Annotated in this window: 18 protein-coding genes and 1 pseudogene; 18 read left to right on the top strand and 1 reads right to left on the bottom strand. The window is 33.7% G+C overall.

The window, feature by feature from the left end; translation table 11 throughout:
• Positions 1-13: 13 nt before the first annotated feature.
• From BQ6100_RS21905 to def, 16 genes are all read left to right on the top strand, one after another.
• Entirely contained in the window at positions 14-1,135 is a 1,122-nt protein-coding gene (locus BQ6100_RS21905) for a Z1 domain-containing protein (RefSeq protein ID WP_315970009.1), read from the top strand.
• Positions 1,136-1,250: 115 nt separating this feature from the next.
• Complete coding sequence (locus BQ6100_RS22105) at positions 1,251-1,364, top strand: DUF7695 domain-containing protein (protein WP_452082090.1); 114 nt, start codon at positions 1,251-1,253, stop codon at positions 1,362-1,364.
• A 431-nt stretch (positions 1,365-1,795) separates the two neighbouring features.
• Positions 1,796-2,005: a hypothetical protein gene (locus BQ6100_RS21210; RefSeq protein ID WP_159433136.1), complete on the top strand. Its 210-nt coding sequence runs from the start codon at positions 1,796-1,798 to the stop codon at positions 2,003-2,005.
• A gap of 172 nt (positions 2,006-2,177) precedes the next feature.
• The gene (locus tag BQ6100_RS05795) at positions 2,178-2,408 is read left to right on the top strand and encodes a hypothetical protein (protein WP_075980763.1); all 231 of its coding nucleotides are present in this window, start codon (positions 2,178-2,180) and stop codon (positions 2,406-2,408) included.
• Positions 2,409-2,706: 298 nt separating this feature from the next.
• Positions 2,707-4,674, top strand: a complete 1,968-nt coding sequence (locus tag BQ6100_RS05790) for an ATP-dependent nuclease (RefSeq protein WP_075980762.1) — start codon at positions 2,707-2,709, stop codon at positions 4,672-4,674.
• Between the two features lie 8 nt (positions 4,675-4,682).
• Positions 4,683-6,587 carry a UvrD-helicase domain-containing protein gene (locus tag BQ6100_RS05785; protein ID WP_075980761.1) on the top strand — a complete coding sequence of 635 codons (1,905 nt, stop codon included), beginning with the start codon at positions 4,683-4,685 and terminating at the stop codon, positions 6,585-6,587.
• 33 nt (positions 6,588-6,620) lie between these two features.
• Complete coding sequence (locus tag BQ6100_RS05780) at positions 6,621-7,436, top strand: abortive infection family protein (RefSeq protein WP_075980760.1); 816 nt, start codon at positions 6,621-6,623, stop codon at positions 7,434-7,436.
• Positions 7,423-8,712 (top strand): AbiJ-related protein, encoded by a 1,290-nt coding sequence (locus BQ6100_RS05775; RefSeq protein WP_075980759.1) that lies wholly within the window; start codon positions 7,423-7,425, stop codon positions 8,710-8,712. The genes BQ6100_RS05780 and BQ6100_RS05775 overlap by 14 nt, the downstream gene beginning before the upstream one ends.
• A 583-nt stretch (positions 8,713-9,295) precedes the next feature.
• Positions 9,296-9,805: a hypothetical protein gene (locus BQ6100_RS05770; RefSeq protein ID WP_075980758.1), complete on the top strand. Its 510-nt coding sequence runs from the start codon at positions 9,296-9,298 to the stop codon at positions 9,803-9,805.
• Between the two features lie 61 nt (positions 9,806-9,866).
• Entirely contained in the window at positions 9,867-10,337 is a 471-nt protein-coding gene (locus BQ6100_RS05765; protein ID WP_218921355.1) for a hypothetical protein, read from the top strand.
• 225 nt (positions 10,338-10,562) lie between these two features.
• On the top strand, positions 10,563-10,718 hold the full coding sequence (locus BQ6100_RS21205; RefSeq protein ID WP_159433135.1) for a hypothetical protein: 156 nt from the start codon (positions 10,563-10,565) through the stop codon (positions 10,716-10,718).
• Positions 10,715-10,972, top strand: coding sequence for a DUF1801 domain-containing protein (locus BQ6100_RS05760; protein ID WP_235816571.1), 258 nt, complete (start codon positions 10,715-10,717; stop codon positions 10,970-10,972). Before BQ6100_RS21205 ends, BQ6100_RS05760 begins: the two co-directional genes overlap by 4 nt.
• Before the next feature lie 247 nt (positions 10,973-11,219).
• Complete coding sequence (locus BQ6100_RS05755; RefSeq protein WP_075980755.1) at positions 11,220-11,753, top strand: SF0329 family protein; 534 nt, start codon at positions 11,220-11,222, stop codon at positions 11,751-11,753.
• Positions 11,754-11,935: 182 nt separating this feature from the next.
• Positions 11,936-12,199 (top strand): zinc ribbon domain-containing protein, encoded by a 264-nt coding sequence (locus BQ6100_RS05750; protein WP_075983457.1) that lies wholly within the window; start codon positions 11,936-11,938, stop codon positions 12,197-12,199.
• A 269-nt stretch (positions 12,200-12,468) separates the two neighbouring features.
• Positions 12,469-12,651: a helix-turn-helix transcriptional regulator gene (locus tag BQ6100_RS05745; RefSeq protein WP_390622400.1), complete on the top strand. Its 183-nt coding sequence runs from the start codon at positions 12,469-12,471 to the stop codon at positions 12,649-12,651.
• Positions 12,644-13,222 (top strand): peptide deformylase, encoded by a 579-nt coding sequence (gene def, locus BQ6100_RS05740; RefSeq protein ID WP_075980753.1) that lies wholly within the window; start codon positions 12,644-12,646, stop codon positions 13,220-13,222. Before BQ6100_RS05745 ends, def begins: the two co-directional genes overlap by 8 nt.
• A 159-nt stretch (positions 13,223-13,381) precedes the next feature.
• On the opposite strand, the gene BQ6100_RS05735 is transcribed toward def, so the two are convergent.
• The gene (locus BQ6100_RS05735; RefSeq protein WP_075980752.1) at positions 13,382-14,068 is read right to left on the bottom strand and encodes a Dph6-related ATP pyrophosphatase; all 687 of its coding nucleotides are present in this window, start codon (positions 14,066-14,068) and stop codon (positions 13,382-13,384) included.
• A 273-nt stretch (positions 14,069-14,341) separates the two neighbouring features.
• Between BQ6100_RS05735 and BQ6100_RS05730 the strand changes: the two are divergent.
• Positions 14,342-14,934 (top strand): annotated as a pseudogene (locus BQ6100_RS05730) (DoxX family membrane protein).
• Positions 14,935-15,236: 302 nt separating this feature from the next.
• Positions 15,237-15,806: a dihydrofolate reductase family protein gene (locus BQ6100_RS05725; RefSeq protein ID WP_075980751.1), complete on the top strand. Its 570-nt coding sequence runs from the start codon at positions 15,237-15,239 to the stop codon at positions 15,804-15,806.
• Positions 15,807-15,814 lie beyond the last annotated feature (8 nt).

Here is a 15,814-nt window from a genome sequence, read left to right as displayed (position 1 = left end):
AATTAAGGAACTATTGAGAGCATCAGTAGATACAGATCCGATTCTTCTGGGTGATTTAGTTCTAACGTCTTATAAAGATTTTGAGGAATCTATAAATATACTAGATTGTTATATGCCGTCTTTTGAGGATGTTAAATATGAAGTCTTGAAAGCATTAAAGAAAGATTATTTAATGATTACAAAAGTAAATTCAGAAAAAGATGTTAGTCAATTGTTGGATGAAACAGGCCAGTTAAAATTACGCACACCATTGAACATTTTCATCGGCGGACAAATCTTGGATAGAGGAATAACGATTGGAAATTTAATCGGATTTTATTATGGAAGAAACCCGAATAAATTCCAGCAAGATACGGTGCTGCAGCATTCTCGTATGTTTGGTTACCGTCCAATTGAAGATTTGGCAGTTACAAGATTTTATACAACTCTTAGAATATATGAAGTGATGAAAAAGATGCAGGAATTCGATTCAGCCCTTCGAGAAGCATTCGAAAAGGGTAGTCATGATAACGGTGTTGTATTTATTCAAAAGGACTCAAAAAATCAGATTGTCCCATGTTCACCAAACAAACTTTTGCTGTCAAAAACAACAACGCTGAAACCTTTAAAACGATTGCTACCGGTTGGGTTCCAAACTGGTTATAAAACTTATATTTCGAGCGTTGTCTCGCAAATAGATGAAATAATTGATCGAGAAGGCAATGGCAGTGAGAATCCGTTTTTACTTGATATAGAAACTGCAACAAAAATTATTAATCTAATAAAAAGCACGCATGATGATTCAGTAGGTGAACCGTGGGATGAGGTATCATTTATTTCGAGTATGGAATATTTGTCACTAAACACTGATAGCGAAAATGCTGGTCATGTATGGTGTATTGTAAGGAAAGATCGTAATATCGGCCGCATACGACAAGATGGTAAATATGAAGATGCCCCTGATACACCAAAAGGTGAAAAAGGCGAGCTAAGAATTGCCAAAAGTGTAGCCAAAGACATTCCTTCGTTAATATTGCTTCGCCAGAATGGGGAAGAAGGGGAAAATAAATGGAGAGGTGCTTCTTTTTGGTGGCCTGTTCTAGTGACTCCGGAGAATACAATGACGGTTATTTTTTCAAGTAAATCAAGTGATTAATATGTATAGAGCTATTTAGAAAACTCTATAATGTATTTGTTAGTACGCTAGGGCAATAGAAGTAAATCCTTTTCTATTGCCTTAATGTAACAAGGAATTCGAAAAGGATGATCTTATGAAAAAAATACTTGTTAACAAAGTACGCTGTAAAAAGTGTAACGACATCATTGAGTCAAAACATAGCAATGATTTCAAGCGATGTATGTGTGGTGAAATTTTCATAACTTAACAACGCTGATTATGAATACAGAATGTACAAAGACTATTTAAATATCGACCCGGAATTACTAACGGAGAAAAAGACATTCTTTTTATCAAAAAGGGTTTACAAAACATTAAAACACGAAAGTACCAGAAGATCGCTTAAAATTAATGTAATGCTGAATCTATGCTCATAAAAGGATTGGAGCATTATAATATAGACTTTGTAAATAATAATGGAAAAGAAGATATGAGTGATTAAAAATGAGATTTTTGATTCTCTGTGCTAGGATAGTAAGATGATGCTTTTTGTAAGTAGTAAAAAGCAGTGTTTGGCATTTTCTTATTGATCATAATTAGTGAAGTATAGGGGAAATTGATAAAGGATCATTGAAGTTTGGCGAGTAATTTGAAATAATAATATTTGCGATGAAGCGGCCTCTATGGTCGAAAAATTTTATGGTTTTTGGTAGGAACCATATAAAAGGAATGTCCTCCAGTTTCAATACTGGGGGACTTTTTTATTATCTTAACCATAATCGTAGTGATCCTATGGAAGTAACACCAAATAAGGGCTTCAATCAGCTCTATCATCAGTTAAGTGAAATTGTTATTTTAGGGGAAATTAATACAATGAAAAGGGTTAAAAAGAGGCAAAGTGTAAGATAGAATAATAATATATGATAGATTTTATCTACTTTTTCTTTTTACAAACAAATTTAATAGATGAACCTTTTGGATTCAAGAATCAGTTAAAAATCATCGGTGGGATGTGTGACGAAAGTAATCGTGGCATTCCTGCCGATGTTTTTTTATAAATAACTTTTTGGAGGGATTTTATTTGAATAAGTATTATGTAGTGAAATCGTCGGAGGAAAGTGATGTTAAGTTGGGTGTTATCGATGCGTTATCTCTAGAAGAAGCACATGGTATTGCAACAATCCGTTATCAAAAAAAGATGAAGTCAGGGGAGACAATATATACTTTTCCGGAGAATGAGCCACTGGTGTTTGATGAGAACAATCGATTAGTGCTTCAAATGAAAAGAGTAATGAGCCTTAGTAGATGGTAATGACATAATGGTGTAATTTACTAGAGTTTATGAATATGAGAGTGGTATCTAGTAAAAGGAATAATCATAAAAATTAATGAAAAGTTGGCTTTGTATAATTTTGAAACAAGGCCATCTTTTCCTTGTTTATTCATGATAATTTACAATAAATTAGGATGCTTTGAAATGGGTGTATTCCATTTGCTGTTCTTTGAAAATAACAATTTAGAGTAGTCTTATTTATCGAACATTGTAAAATAATGTATAATTAGATTAAATATTGACGTTATAAACAATATAAGATGGAGGGGAGTTTACATTGATAATTACAAAACTTATAATAAATAATTTTAGAAGCTTTGGTGAGACAGAGAAGCAAATTAATCTATCAGATATCACAACATTAATTGGTAGCAATAGTTCTGGGAAAACAGCCGCACTTCAGGCTCTGCAAAAAATGTTTGGTGTAACTCAGAGTGAACGTAGACTTGTAAAAGGGGACTTTAATATTCCTAATGACGTAGATATAAATACAATAAAAGAATTGGGTTTATACATAGAAGTCAAAATTGAATTTCCTGAACTAGAGAATGAGGGGAATGATGGAGAGTTCAGTGTTCCACCATTTTTCTCACATTTCACTATAGATTCTTCAGATCAAAGACCATATGTAAGAATGAGATTGGTAGGTAATTGGTATTCAGATAATACTCCTGATGGTGATATTCAACAAAACTTATTTTTTATAAATGTTCCAGAAGGTGAGGAAGTTACAGAAGAATCTCTTCTCCCAGTTTCTCCCCATCAACGTTCCAAAATTCAAATGCTTTACGTTCCTGCCATTAGGGAACCAATGAAACAGTTAAAGAACGCTTCAGGGACTATTCTTTCAAGAATTTTAAAAAGTATCAGTTGGCCAGAAGATATGAACCAACAAATAAAGGATGAAATGAGTCCAGTTAATGATTTATTCAATAGTATTGAAGGCGTAGATGGAGTAAAAGAGATTATAGGAGAACAGTGGAAAAAATACCATAGTGACTCACGTTATAATGAGGCTAAACTTGAATTCAATAGTACTACACTAGAATCTATACTAAGTAAAATAGAGGTGCAATTTTCACCATCTGTTGAATCTAATCCTTATACTGTAGATAAGTTAGGTGACGGTTTGCAATCTTTATTTTATTTATCCCTAGTATCATCATTATTAGAGGTAGAGGATAAAATTTCAAATAATTCAGGTGCAGCACTAACAATTTTAGCTGTTGAAGAACCGGAAAATCATATATCTCCACATTTGTTGGGGAAGGTAGTAGAAAACTTAAATGAGATATCCCAAATAAGCAATGCACAAGTACTGTTAACATCTCATAGTGAATCTATAATTAAAAATATTTCACCAGAAGAGTTATGTCATTTAAGAATTGATAAAACTACAGGTTCTACTGTTGTTAACAGTATTATACTGCCTAGTAAAAGTTCCGATGCATATACATATATAAAAGAAGCTATTAAAGCATATCCAGAAGTTTACTTTTCAAAACTTGTAGTTCTAGGTGAAGGAGATACTGAAGAAATAATTCTACCAAAATTATTAAAGGTAAAAGAAATTTCTTCATATGACACAGGTATTTCAGTAGTTCCATTAGGTGGAAGACACGTAAACCATATGTGGAGATTACTTAATCAATTAAATATCCCCCATATAACGTTGCTGGATTTAGATTTAGAACGTGGTGGTGGCGGTTGGAGTAGGATTAAGTATGTAATTAAAGAACTAATTGAAAATGGTTACGATAGAAATAAATTATTGAAAGTTAAAGGAGGGATTTTATCAGATGATGAATTTAATAAAATGCATGAATGGAAAATAGATGTACCTATTTTGTCATCATGGATATTAATGTTAGAAGAATACAATGTCTATTTTTCGAGTCCGTTAGATATTGACTTTCTTATGTTAGAAAGATTCCCGACTGAATATAAAAAAACAATGAGAATAGGACCTAGATTGCCAGATAAAGAGACTGAACCAGATAATTATAGAAAAAAGGTTATATCATCCATTCAAGCTACACTAAAAAATGAAAATGCAACTGGCTATACATATTCGGAGGAACAACATGAATTAATGGTATGGTACAACTCTCTATTTTTAGGTAGAGGTAAACCAAGTACTCATATTGATGCTATATCAGGGTTATCCGATAGCGAGTTAATAGAAAAGTGTCCAGAAGTTTTCGAAAGATTAATCAATAAAATTAGAAGTTTGATTAGTTTGTAGGTGATGTAATGATAAAAGAGGAATTATGGAAACCCACAGATGGGATAGTTCTAGAGGAAGCTGCTAATCAAGTCGTAAGGAGTCAAGAAAGTACTTTGGTAATTGCTGGACCGGGGGCAGGAAAGTCAGAATTGCTAGCCCAACGTGCTTCTTATTTATTGGAGACAAATATATGTAAAGATCCTCAAAAGATACTTGCAATCAGTTTTAAGGTTGATGCAGCTGATAATTTAAAAAAGAGAGTAGAAAAGAGAGTGGGGGGCGATTTAGCGAAGAGGTTTGAGTCCAGAACATTTGATTCTTTTGCTAAATCCATTCTAGATAGATTTAGACTAACGTTACCAAGCGGATGGCGTCCGGATGCAGAGTATAACCTTGTTTTTAATGATCGAGAAGTAATGGATATTGCCACTGGTTATATTAAAAAGGAACATCCTAACTTTCCAAATTGGCAATATGAAATAAAAACGGATCGGCTGGTGAGAAGTTTTACTAAAGATCCATTGCATTTACTTGGCGAAAGAGAAGATGATTTATATGGTTGGGTAACAAAAGAACTATGGAAAATAATGATAAAAGGAACTTCATCTCTTCAAAGTTCATTAACATTTCCTATGATATCTAGATTAGCAGAATATATATTAAACCTTAATTCATTTATAAACACTGCACTAAGATTGACATATAGCCATATCTTTTTAGATGAATTTCAGGATACAACTTATGTTCAATATGATTTACTAAAATCAGCGTTCTTGAGATCGAGATCTGTTCTATCCGCAGTTGGTGATGACAAACAAAGAATTATGGGTTGGGCAGGGGCAATGGCTGATTCATTTAAGGCATATTCTTCTGATTTTAACGCAAAAAGTTTTCAATTAATTTTTAACCATCGTTCTGCTCCGAGATTGATAGAAGTACAAAATGTATTATCTCAAGCAATTAGTCATAATACTACCCCTGTAAAGTGTACAGATAAATGGGAAAAAGATGATGGAGTTTGTGAAGTGTGGACTTTTAATGATTATATCCAAGAAGCAAAGCATATTGCGAAATTTTTAAGTCTTAAACTTCAATCAATTAATCCACGAGATATTTGTATAATTGTTAAGCAACAAGAGAGTGTTTATGCAAAGCAAATTATTGAAGAATTACAAAATGTGGGAATTAATTCAAGGATTGAAAAAGATTATCAGGATATATTGTCAGAAGAATATGTTCAGTTGATAGTAAATACCCTTTATCTTACGGTTTTTAAAAATTCTCCAGCAAGATGGCAAGAAGTTATTAAACTAAAATCTGAGCTGGATGGAATTGATTATAATGAGGACTTGAAAGCAATGTGGGAAATTGAAGAAGACTTTCAAAAATTTATTTCTCTATTAAAAGGTAAAATAAATAGTATAAGTAACATACACAATGAAATACCTCAAATACTTGATGACATAATAGAATACTTTAGTTTAATTAAACTTAAAAATTACTATCCAAAGTATTTGGTTGGCAACTTATTAAAAAATACTAGGGAAAAATTTCATCAAAAAATAATAGATTCTTATGTAGATCATAGACAATGGGATAAAGCAATTGAAGATTTTTTAGGGGTTTATAGTATACCGATTATGACCATTCATAAAAGTAAAGGGTTAGAGTATGAATGTGTTTTCTTTATTGGTTTAGAAGATGATGCCTTTTGGAGCTTTAGGAGCCAGTCTGAATCTGATATGAGAGCTTTTTTTGTTGCATTATCTAGAGCAAAAAGTGAAGTATATTTTACGTTTAGTGAAATTCGGGAAATTATGAAATATAGGAAATTGCAAACAACATATCAGTCGAAATCTATAATTTCTTCGTTATATGATCTATTAGTTGAAGCAAATGTAGTAACAAAAAATCTTACAGAAACCGTATAATGTTTTTAAATGAAAAATTAAAGGGGACGAAATATGCCTAATCTATCCCAAATTGAAAAAGGAATTTTTATGAAGTTGTTTAATAGAAGCGGTTATGTCCTGAATTTCTCTACAAACGACTTTGACGTGTTTACAATGGAAAGTGTTGGGGTTCCATTATGTGAGACGTATAAACTATCTAAGGGTAAATCTCTAATGGCTTATATTAACGAGGCTTCAGACTACAACACAGTAAAGTTGTTAAAAGATTTATTAGATTATTATGAAGTCTATTTTGAATGCGAAATTGAAAACGACGGTGAGTATTCAAAAACGTATTACCGCTGCAAAGATATAATGGCTCGAATCTTATACAACAAAACCCCCCTTGCTTCTGTTGTTGTAGAACTGAAGGAGAAATTTTCAAGTGCATATCTTTCTGCACAGATTGATTTAATGTTAAAAATGCAGTCTGAAAATCCAACTGAAGCAATTGGGAAAGCTAAGGAATTGGTTGAAAGCTGTTGTAAAACTATTCTTGATGAAAATGAAGTAGTGTGGGAAAAAAACTGGGATGTCGGTCAGTTGACTGGTGCAGCTGTTAAACTTCTCAAGCTTATGCCTAAAGATATACCCGATACAGCCCCGGCATCTGGTGAGATGAAATCTATTTTGGGCAATTTGCGCGCGATAGCTACAAATTTGGCAGCGTTGCGCAACCCTTATGGTAGTGGACATGGGAAAAGTGCTACATATAAAGGACTTGAAGAGCGACATGCAAAACTTGCAGTTGGCAGTAGCATAACGCTTGTTAGTTTTCTTTGGGACACTTATGAAAGTCGAGGTATTTTAAACCGTGAAACGAATTAGTGAGATAACAAAACGTGATATCCTCGATTTGTTCCAAAATGGCATTGAAATAGATGAATGGTTTGAAACAAAAAAAGTTACCTATCCTTATTTTGGTCGGATGAATGAGCTTGATTTTCTCAAAAGATTATATGATTTGAAAAGTATGCGGAGTTTGGATTCAAGGTTTCAGGATGCTGAAAGTGACATTTGGCAACATACGGTAAACAACGATGATTATCCATCCTGTTGGGTATTTGAGGATGAACGATTCCAATTGAAGAACGGTAGCGATGAAAAATACTTGAAATTTATTTGTGAGATTTTTCATCCAGCAGTTAGGTTTGAAAAAGGATATTGGAAGGAGTTTCTTGCTGAGGTAAACATATTATTGCAAAACGATGGATACGAACTTTATCCCGCAGCAAAAATATCTAGCCGGGATGTCTATGGGTGGAGAATATTTCAACCAGAAGAAAATAGTATATTTATTCCTTACTCTCAAAGAAATTTAAAAGCGATAAAAGAGAAAAGAATATCATTATCTATTAAACGTAATGCAAGAAATCAGATTTACCAACTTCTAGAAAAGTATAATGACATCTATCAGAAAACGGATGAAACAGGATTTTCGTATAATGTTTCAATAAGCGAAGAAGTTTTCAATGATTTACATCAGTTTTACACTCCTAAATGCTATAATGATCAAAAGCAATATGTGGAAACCAGTAGCCTACAAGATTTTGTATACCACAGTTCGCCTTTCTGTGTAATGGATACGATAGAACTTTTTGTGAAGCATAGCTGTTCCAACGAATTCGAAGCGCAACTTAATGCAATATTGAAGCTGAATGATCTTGATTTGAAATTAGATAACGGAAAAATTGTATGCACGTTCGACAATCATATAAAAAAAAGAACATTAGTTTTAATTGAAGAGGCGGGACTCAATGAGTTGCTTCAGGAAGCCATTCAGTATTACGATGAAGGAAATTTGAAAATTGCCGTTGAAAAACTCTGGGACGCTTTTGAAAGACTGAAAACATATCACTCTCCCACATTAGATAAGAAGAAATCGATAAATAGAATTATTTGCGATATGAGTAACAACAAAGAACCGTATAAAATGATGTTTGAAAAGGAATTTCATGAACTTACGGCTATTGGTAATAACTTTAGAATTCGTCATCATGAAACTACAAAAACAGATATTGAGGATAATAGACACTATGATTATTTTTATAATAGATGCCTATCATTAATTTCGGTTGCAATTCAATATTTGAATATTGGATAATTAATGTAAATATAGTCTTTCCGGATACGTAGCTCTATATATGTTATTAATATCTAAACAACACGCACTGAACTAACCGGACATAATTAAGTAAACGGTAAATTCCACTGCGCTTGCTATTGATTTTTTACAGATAGCTCTTTTACAAGTTGATAATGGAGAAATAAGAAGTTGAAACATCCATCTTGGTTCACATCAAAATTATATTATACAAATTTTACACATAGCAATTACAAAACATTGTAAAATCAATACTTAAAGGCCTATTTCGACCCCGACCACCGGTATCTTTAGGTAAAAACGAGTTAAATAAGGAAACGATAGAACACTCACAAATATTGATAAATCAATGTTTGTGAGTGTTTTTGTTTTGTTAGGCAAAGGATGGGATGAATGGGGTAGGATTTGAAATGGGTTTATACATTTTTTATCCATGCGANGGATGAAAGGGGTAGGATTTGAAATGGGTTTATACATTTTTTATCCATGCGAATTAATAAATGTCTTATTGTGTATTGGGCCACTGAAGATGATAAGATATTTATTTAGAAAGCTTAATATAAGAAAATGAGGAGTTGTATTAGTGAGAAGGAAGAAACATGGCCATTACTGTAGAGGATGTGGTGAATTTCTGCCAAATGAAAAATTCAGCGGTAGAGGTCACCATGTACATATGTGTAAAGAGTGTAGTAAATCAGGAAAATCAGGAAATACTGAGGCAAATTTTGACTATGATCGAAATTTTAATCTTTTATCCAAAGCTATTAGAAACTGTATGATTGTTTATTTGGAGGATGAAAGTTACTTTTTATTTGAATATCAAAATTCAAGATATATTATTTGGGATGAACTAAGCTCTGAAATCTATGTGTATCCAGGGGATAATGACCAAAAAATCCTTGTGTCAGAAAAACTACAAAAGAGTGATGTGGTAATGGAAGTTATATGCAAAAAATACTATGATTCAATGTATAACAACCAAAGTTTTGATTATGAAGATTTGATATATGGGGATTATGGAGAAATATCAAAGAAACGTAGACAACATCTTGAAGTAATATCTTCTATTCAACATTTGAAGGAGTCATTGTAATTTGGAAGAAGGGTAGAGTTGAAGACTCAATCAAGAATTGTGCATTGTGAGGAGGGTAAGAATGGATTTAGAAAATGAATTTGAAAAAATTATCCTTGAAGTATCCAAGGTACTAGGGAAACCTATTGACAAAGAAAGATTTGAAATAATTGATCGAGGACTTCCACATCAACCAGGAAATTTGCCAGCAGGGAAGATGGGTGTTTATACCTTTTGGTTTGAAGGTGACTTTTTGAAAATAGGGAAAGCAGGGCCAAGTAGTAAGGCTAGATTTTCCAGTCAGCATTATAATCCTAGATCAGCCCGAAGCACACTAGCAGCATCGATTTTATTAGATAGGGGTATTCAAGAAAAAGGTATTAATGAAAATAATGTTGGGGATTGGATAAGAAATAATTGTCGTAGGGTGGATATTTTACTAGATTCGGACTTGGGAATATTCACATTGGAACTTATTGAAGCGGCCCTGCATTATAAATATGAACCTATTTATGAAGGGTTTGCCACGCAAAGATTAACTTCAAAAGGATAAACCATCCAATGAATTAGCACAACCACTTTGTCTCTTTATTCAGAAGGTATAAAAAATAAGTTTAGTTCTGGAATTCAATGAATAAAACAGAATTATTAGCCGATTTTCTAATATAAAAGTAATTTGATTAAATTGGTCAGGGACTATTAATATATTGAATGCAATGCGGGGATAGTCCCCAGGTTTTTCAATTTTTTATTACATGATTATTAAGGAGGCAATCACATGTGGATTCGGCGTGGTAGGAAGCAGAGAACCGTCCCTATGCTTCTCCAATCGCATGTGAATCCGTTGTTTTTTGGAAGCAAAGAACCGTCCCCACGCTTCTTTGCGGTTAGACAAATGATTTTTGCGCGTATGCACCCGAATTGGAAGAGGTGATTCGCTATAAGATGTTGAATTATGGAAAAGATGATAACTATGTCTTTGCGTTAAACGCTCAAAAACATTATGTCAGCCTCTATGTGGGTACAATAAATAAGATAGAAAATGCAGAAGTCCTATTAGCAGGATATAATAATGGAAAAGGCTGCATTCGTATCAATAAATCGAAAAAGATAGAAGATACAGGATTGGAACAATTTATTCATAAAAGCGTTGATATGTGGCGCGCCGGTGAAGATACGGCTTGTTAGCATTGAATAAATAACACAGCTATGAAAAATAATCATCAAGGCAATAGAGAAATGAAAGAGTATGCAGAGTAAAGGTGTGGCAACAAACATAGTACAAATTTAATGTTCAATTTAAAAAAGTTACTCTCGCTACTGTTAAGTAGTGGAAGTTGTTTTTTTACACGCATTAAAATAGCCAACGCAGCTTTGAAGGAAGCAGAGAACCGTCCCCACGCTTCCTTTAGGATGTAAGAGATAATGAGGTAGAATAATGTATAGTCCAAAATGGAGCAAGGTAAAGAAACAATTAAAAGGTTTTACGTGTGATTCATTAAAAGATCGTATTGATTTTCAAATTATAAATTACCGTAAAGCCCATGATCAATTAGGTAGGGCAGTAATTACAGTCGACAAAAAAGAAATATTAAGTATGTGTACCATTACAGCTGAAAGAGAAATGTATAGAAAAGAATGGAAAATTAGAGAAGAGAATAATATTGTATACGATATCTATAATGAGCGGGTAAACTTAGAAATTGGAATAGATGCCCATGAATTGATTAAGGCTGAGGGAATTCTAGCACAGTATGACTTTTTTGATGCCGTAGAGGAATACCTTCTTTCACCAATAGAAACATCTATAAAATCTGACAACATTATTATTAAAATTCTTTCCTTAATAGATAGACGAGTTGGAAAAAGAACTTTACAAAAAATTAGCAAATCTATTGAAACTGAACATGAGAAAGTTAGATACTTTTTCAAGTTGAGATGTGATGTTGAGGGGATACAGGTTAGTTAAATAATATCCGTTATTTCACGGAATGGCAGGGCTTGATCCCCACATCTTTCAAGCTTTAGTGTAGCGGGGGACTGGCCCGCTAATTTGTTTAGGAAGCAAAAGAACCGTCCCCATGCTTTTCCCCATGCTTTTCAAGGAATTTATGTATAATGGGTTTATTACTATCGAAAGGGATGATAAAAATGACAAAAGTAACAATGTGTCAAAGCTGTGGATTGCCCTTTAACGAGGAACACTCACATTTTATAGCAACAGAGCCAGATGGAAGTAAAAGCATTTACTGTACAAATTGCTATAAAGAGGGGAAGTTCATTCACCTTAATCTAACTATGGAGGAAATGATAGAGATGCTTGTACCTGTATTGGGAGAAGCAATGGGTGAAAAAGAAGCAAGAAAAGAACTGACAACTTTATTACCCACTCTTAAACGCTGGAAAAGAGCATAATCCTTCTAAAATCAATATATGATACATTCCATTTAAACAAAACGAGGTCTTTAGTAGATTATAAAGCAGAAACGATATCTTATTTATTCCAGATAAGCGAGCTATTCCATAATAGGAAGGCGCTTTTTTTTATTCAGCAAGATTATGAAGATGCACACTTTTAAAGAAAAATGTCTATACCAATGTCCAAAATATTAGACATTATTATATTTATATATTAAAATGTGTGTCTAAAGTATTGGACAAATTAGGTGATAGATTTGCAAAATATGATTAAGGTGCTACGAAAAAATTTGGGGATTACGCAGGAAGCTCTTGCGAAAGAATGCGGGGTGGTTAGGCAAACAATTAATAGTATAGAAAATGATAAGTATGATCCTACTCTTGAATTAGCTTTTAAGATTGCAACAGTATTAAACAGGAAAGTAGATGAGGTGTTTATTTTTGAATAAGTTTACCCCAGAATACATAATTACAATGAAAGATATTGTAAAGGAAGGTTCTGACATACTTCGAAAGAAGACAGAGGAGGTAAATGTACCTATTTCTATTGAAGATAAAGATGCATTGCAATGTATGCTTCAATTTTTGAAAAACAGTCAGGACCCAAGTTTATCAAAAAAATATAAACTCCGTCCCGGTTCAGGGTTATCAGCAAATCAAATTGGTTTAGATAAACGGATGTTTGCAGCATATTTTGAGGATGGACAAAAAGTTAACGAATATATGTTAATGAATCCAAAAATCATAAGCCATTCTCTTAATATGATTTATTTACCTCAAGGAGAAGGGTGCCTTTCTGTGGATAGGGAAGTAGATGGATTCGTTCCGAGATATGAGAGAGTTAAGGTAAAAGCATTTGATATAACGGGGAAAGAAGTTATTTTCAAATTCAAAGGATATGGCTCCATTGTTATTCAACATGAAATAGATCATTTAAACGGAATCATGTTCTTTGACAGAATAAATAAAGAAAATCCATTCAAGCTGCCAGAAAATGTTGAAATCGAAAGTTTGAATTAATTTAGCAATGAGGTTTAATAGAGAAAAAAATTAGAAAACTCCATAGTATTTTAATAAATGGCTCCATTATTGAATATCATAACCATAAGAAAGTCCACGCAAATGTTGATACATCAACATTTACGTGGACTTTTCTTAGCTTGATAATCTATTTGCCCATTATTCTAACTCCAAAGGCAAAAACGCATACTCTCCATCTCTTACAATTTCACATTTTCGAACGGGGATAGGATGTTTAAATATGGGTCCATCTAAGACGGTGGTGTGGAACTCGCCACCTTCTCCGCAAGGGTCAATTCCTCGGGATTCGAGTTCTTTTATGTATTCGTGGGTTAGTGTTCTACCTAAATCTTCTTCACGCATGCCTAGTAATAAATTGATAGTTACTACAATTGTTTTAAATCCAAGCTTGATAAACTCTTCCACTGTTTCTCTATGATTCAATTCCCATAATGGCATTCCAAGCTTTAATCCAACTTGATTTGTTACCTTTTCATGCCAGCATCCATGAGCAGGCATATCCAAGTCACCCGTTACTAACACTTCTGCACCTTGAGTTTTTGCTGTTTGTAACCGTTGGATAAATTCTTTTTCATAATCGGCCCAACTCGTATTGGCTGAATAGACTGGTAATCCAATTGCTTTCGCCTGTGCCTTGATGATTTCTGGTGGCATCCCATGGGATCTGGAACGTTTTCCTTCTTCCTCCATCATGACAATTAATCCAATTGGTTCTCCTACCTTAGATGCTTTGTATAGTGCAAGAATGCTATCTTTTCCACCACTAAACGAAGCGATAAATTTATGGCCATGTGCTCCGTTCTTCCAACCTTTTATGTCTTCCATTCCAATCGCTCCTCTTTTTTACCTATGAAGTTTGATAGTATTATTTGTATTATTTTATCATGAGTGAAGAAGCACGGGGACGGTTCTTTGCTTCCTAAGAAATTTATGGAAGCAGAGAACCGTCCCTCTGTTTACCCTCTGTTTTCACAGATTTTCCAATAACTTTTTACAACTTTGTGAATAAAATCACAAACTAAGGATTTTTAAAATAGATTCTGCTATTCTTACAGTGTAATCATTAACAACTTAATCACCGTGAAAGGATGAAAAACAATGTTTGTTAAATTTTTTAGAGAAAACGTAATTGCTTCTGCGTTGCTATTAGTGGCTCGTTTGTATTTTGGGTACGAATGGATGAACGCAGGTATTTATAAATTAACTGGGGGGGTTGACGCATCCGGGTTTTTTAAAGGAGCATTGGCAGGGGNTACGAATGGATGAACGCAGGTATTCATAAATTAACTGGGGGGTTTGACGCATCCGGGTTTTTAAAAGGAGCATTGGCAGGGGCCTCTGGAGATCATCCAAATGTCCAAGGCTGGTGGGCAGCATTTCTAGAACACTTTGCTATTCCAAATGCAGATCTTTTTAATACACTAATTCCTTTAGGGGAAACGTTAGTCGGTCTTGGATTAATCTTAGGTTGCTTAACAACAGCTGCTGCTTTCTTTGCAGCCTTAATGAACTTTTCCTTCTTATTTTCTGGGACAGTAAGCACGAACGCACAAATGGTATTATTAACAGTATTCGTTCTAGTAGCAGGTGCTAACGCAGGCAGATTCGGTCTTGACTATTATGTAATGCCTTTTATCCGCAAGCAAATGGATAAGCGAAAAGCAGCGTCTGGTGGCCCTGTGAAGGCATAGTAGGTTCGAATATTTTAACTGGGCAAAATTTATTAGAGTTAAATTTTTATTAGTAAAGGGGCTTTACTTCGATTAAGAAGTAAAGCCTCTTTTCGTTTACATGAATCTTTTTGTAGAGATTTGAAGTTTTATTTTGGAGATTGAAGTGATTTATCATGTGTTACTAATGATTAAAAGATACATCATATTATATGGAAAATCCCTTTATCGAAAAATATCTGAAACGATGTTAATATCGTTAACAAGGAAGGAAAGGATGCTCGTGCATTTTCGATGGGATTTGGTTTAAAGGAGGATGAAGGATGGTTAAGGGCGAAAAACCGCGAAAGATTGTTTTAGATTTAGCAGTTTCATTAGATGGATTGATTGAGGGGCCGAATGGGGAAATTGACTGGTGTATAATGGATTCGGATATGGATTTCAAGAGATTTTTAGATAAAATTGATACTATTTTATATGGAAGAAAAAGCTATGATTTATGGGGGCAATTTAAACCAGGTATAGAGGATTCTGAGGGGGAGAAAGAAATTTGGGAATTGGTTCATAGCAAAAAGAAATATGTATTTTCCAAAACACTGAAAGGATCAGAAAATAATGTTACTTTTATCAATGAAAATTTGGAAGAGGAAATAACCAAATTAAAGAATAAGCCTGGGAAAGATATTTGGCTTTATGGTGGGGCGAGTCTCATTACGACCTTTGTTAACTTGGGGCTTGTCGATGAATTTCGGTTATCGATTCATCCTGTTATTTTGGGCGAGGGAAAACCTCTGTTTATGGATATATTGAAAAGGGTGAATTTAAAGCTTGTTGGAACAAAGAGGTTTTCCTCTGGTGTGGTTCAGTTATGCTATCATTTGACCCAGAAATGATAAAGAAT

The sequence above is a fragment of the Bacillus massilinigeriensis genome, from assembly GCF_900117315.1.
Lineage (GTDB): Bacteria > Bacillota > Bacilli > Bacillales > Cytobacillaceae > Bacillus_BE > Bacillus_BE massilionigeriensis.
The sequence above is the reverse complement of the archived record's forward strand: the minus strand, read 5'-3'. Positions and strand labels throughout refer to the sequence as shown.

What these genes read in the sequence shown, in the direction of transcription:
- BQ6100_RS21210 (WP_159433136.1), top strand. Translation starts at nt 1,796, where the DNA reads ATGGTTTTTGGTAGGAACCATATAAAAGGAATGTCCTCCAGTTTCAAT.
- BQ6100_RS21205 (WP_159433135.1), top strand. Translation starts at nt 10,563, where the DNA reads ATGTGGATTCGGCGTGGTAGGAAGCAGAGAACCGTCCCTATGCTTCTC.
- BQ6100_RS05780 (WP_075980760.1), top strand. Translation starts at nt 6,621, where the DNA reads ATGCCTAATCTATCCCAAATTGAAAAAGGAATTTTTATGAAGTTGTTT.
- BQ6100_RS05735 (WP_075980752.1), bottom strand. Translation starts at nt 14,068, where the DNA reads ATGGAAGACATAAAAGGTTGGAAGAACGGAGCACATGGCCATAAATTT.
- BQ6100_RS05785 (WP_075980761.1), top strand. Translation starts at nt 4,683, where the DNA reads ATGATAAAAGAGGAATTATGGAAACCCACAGATGGGATAGTTCTAGAG.
- BQ6100_RS05765 (WP_218921355.1), top strand. Translation starts at nt 9,867, where the DNA reads ATGGATTTAGAAAATGAATTTGAAAAAATTATCCTTGAAGTATCCAAG.
- BQ6100_RS05750 (WP_075983457.1), top strand. Translation starts at nt 11,936, where the DNA reads ATGACAAAAGTAACAATGTGTCAAAGCTGTGGATTGCCCTTTAACGAG.
- BQ6100_RS05725 (WP_075980751.1), top strand. Translation starts at nt 15,237, where the DNA reads ATGGTTAAGGGCGAAAAACCGCGAAAGATTGTTTTAGATTTAGCAGTT.
- BQ6100_RS05745 (WP_390622400.1), top strand. Translation starts at nt 12,469, where the DNA reads ATGATTAAGGTGCTACGAAAAAATTTGGGGATTACGCAGGAAGCTCTT.
- BQ6100_RS22105 (WP_452082090.1), top strand. Translation starts at nt 1,251, where the DNA reads ATGAAAAAAATACTTGTTAACAAAGTACGCTGTAAAAAGTGTAACGAC.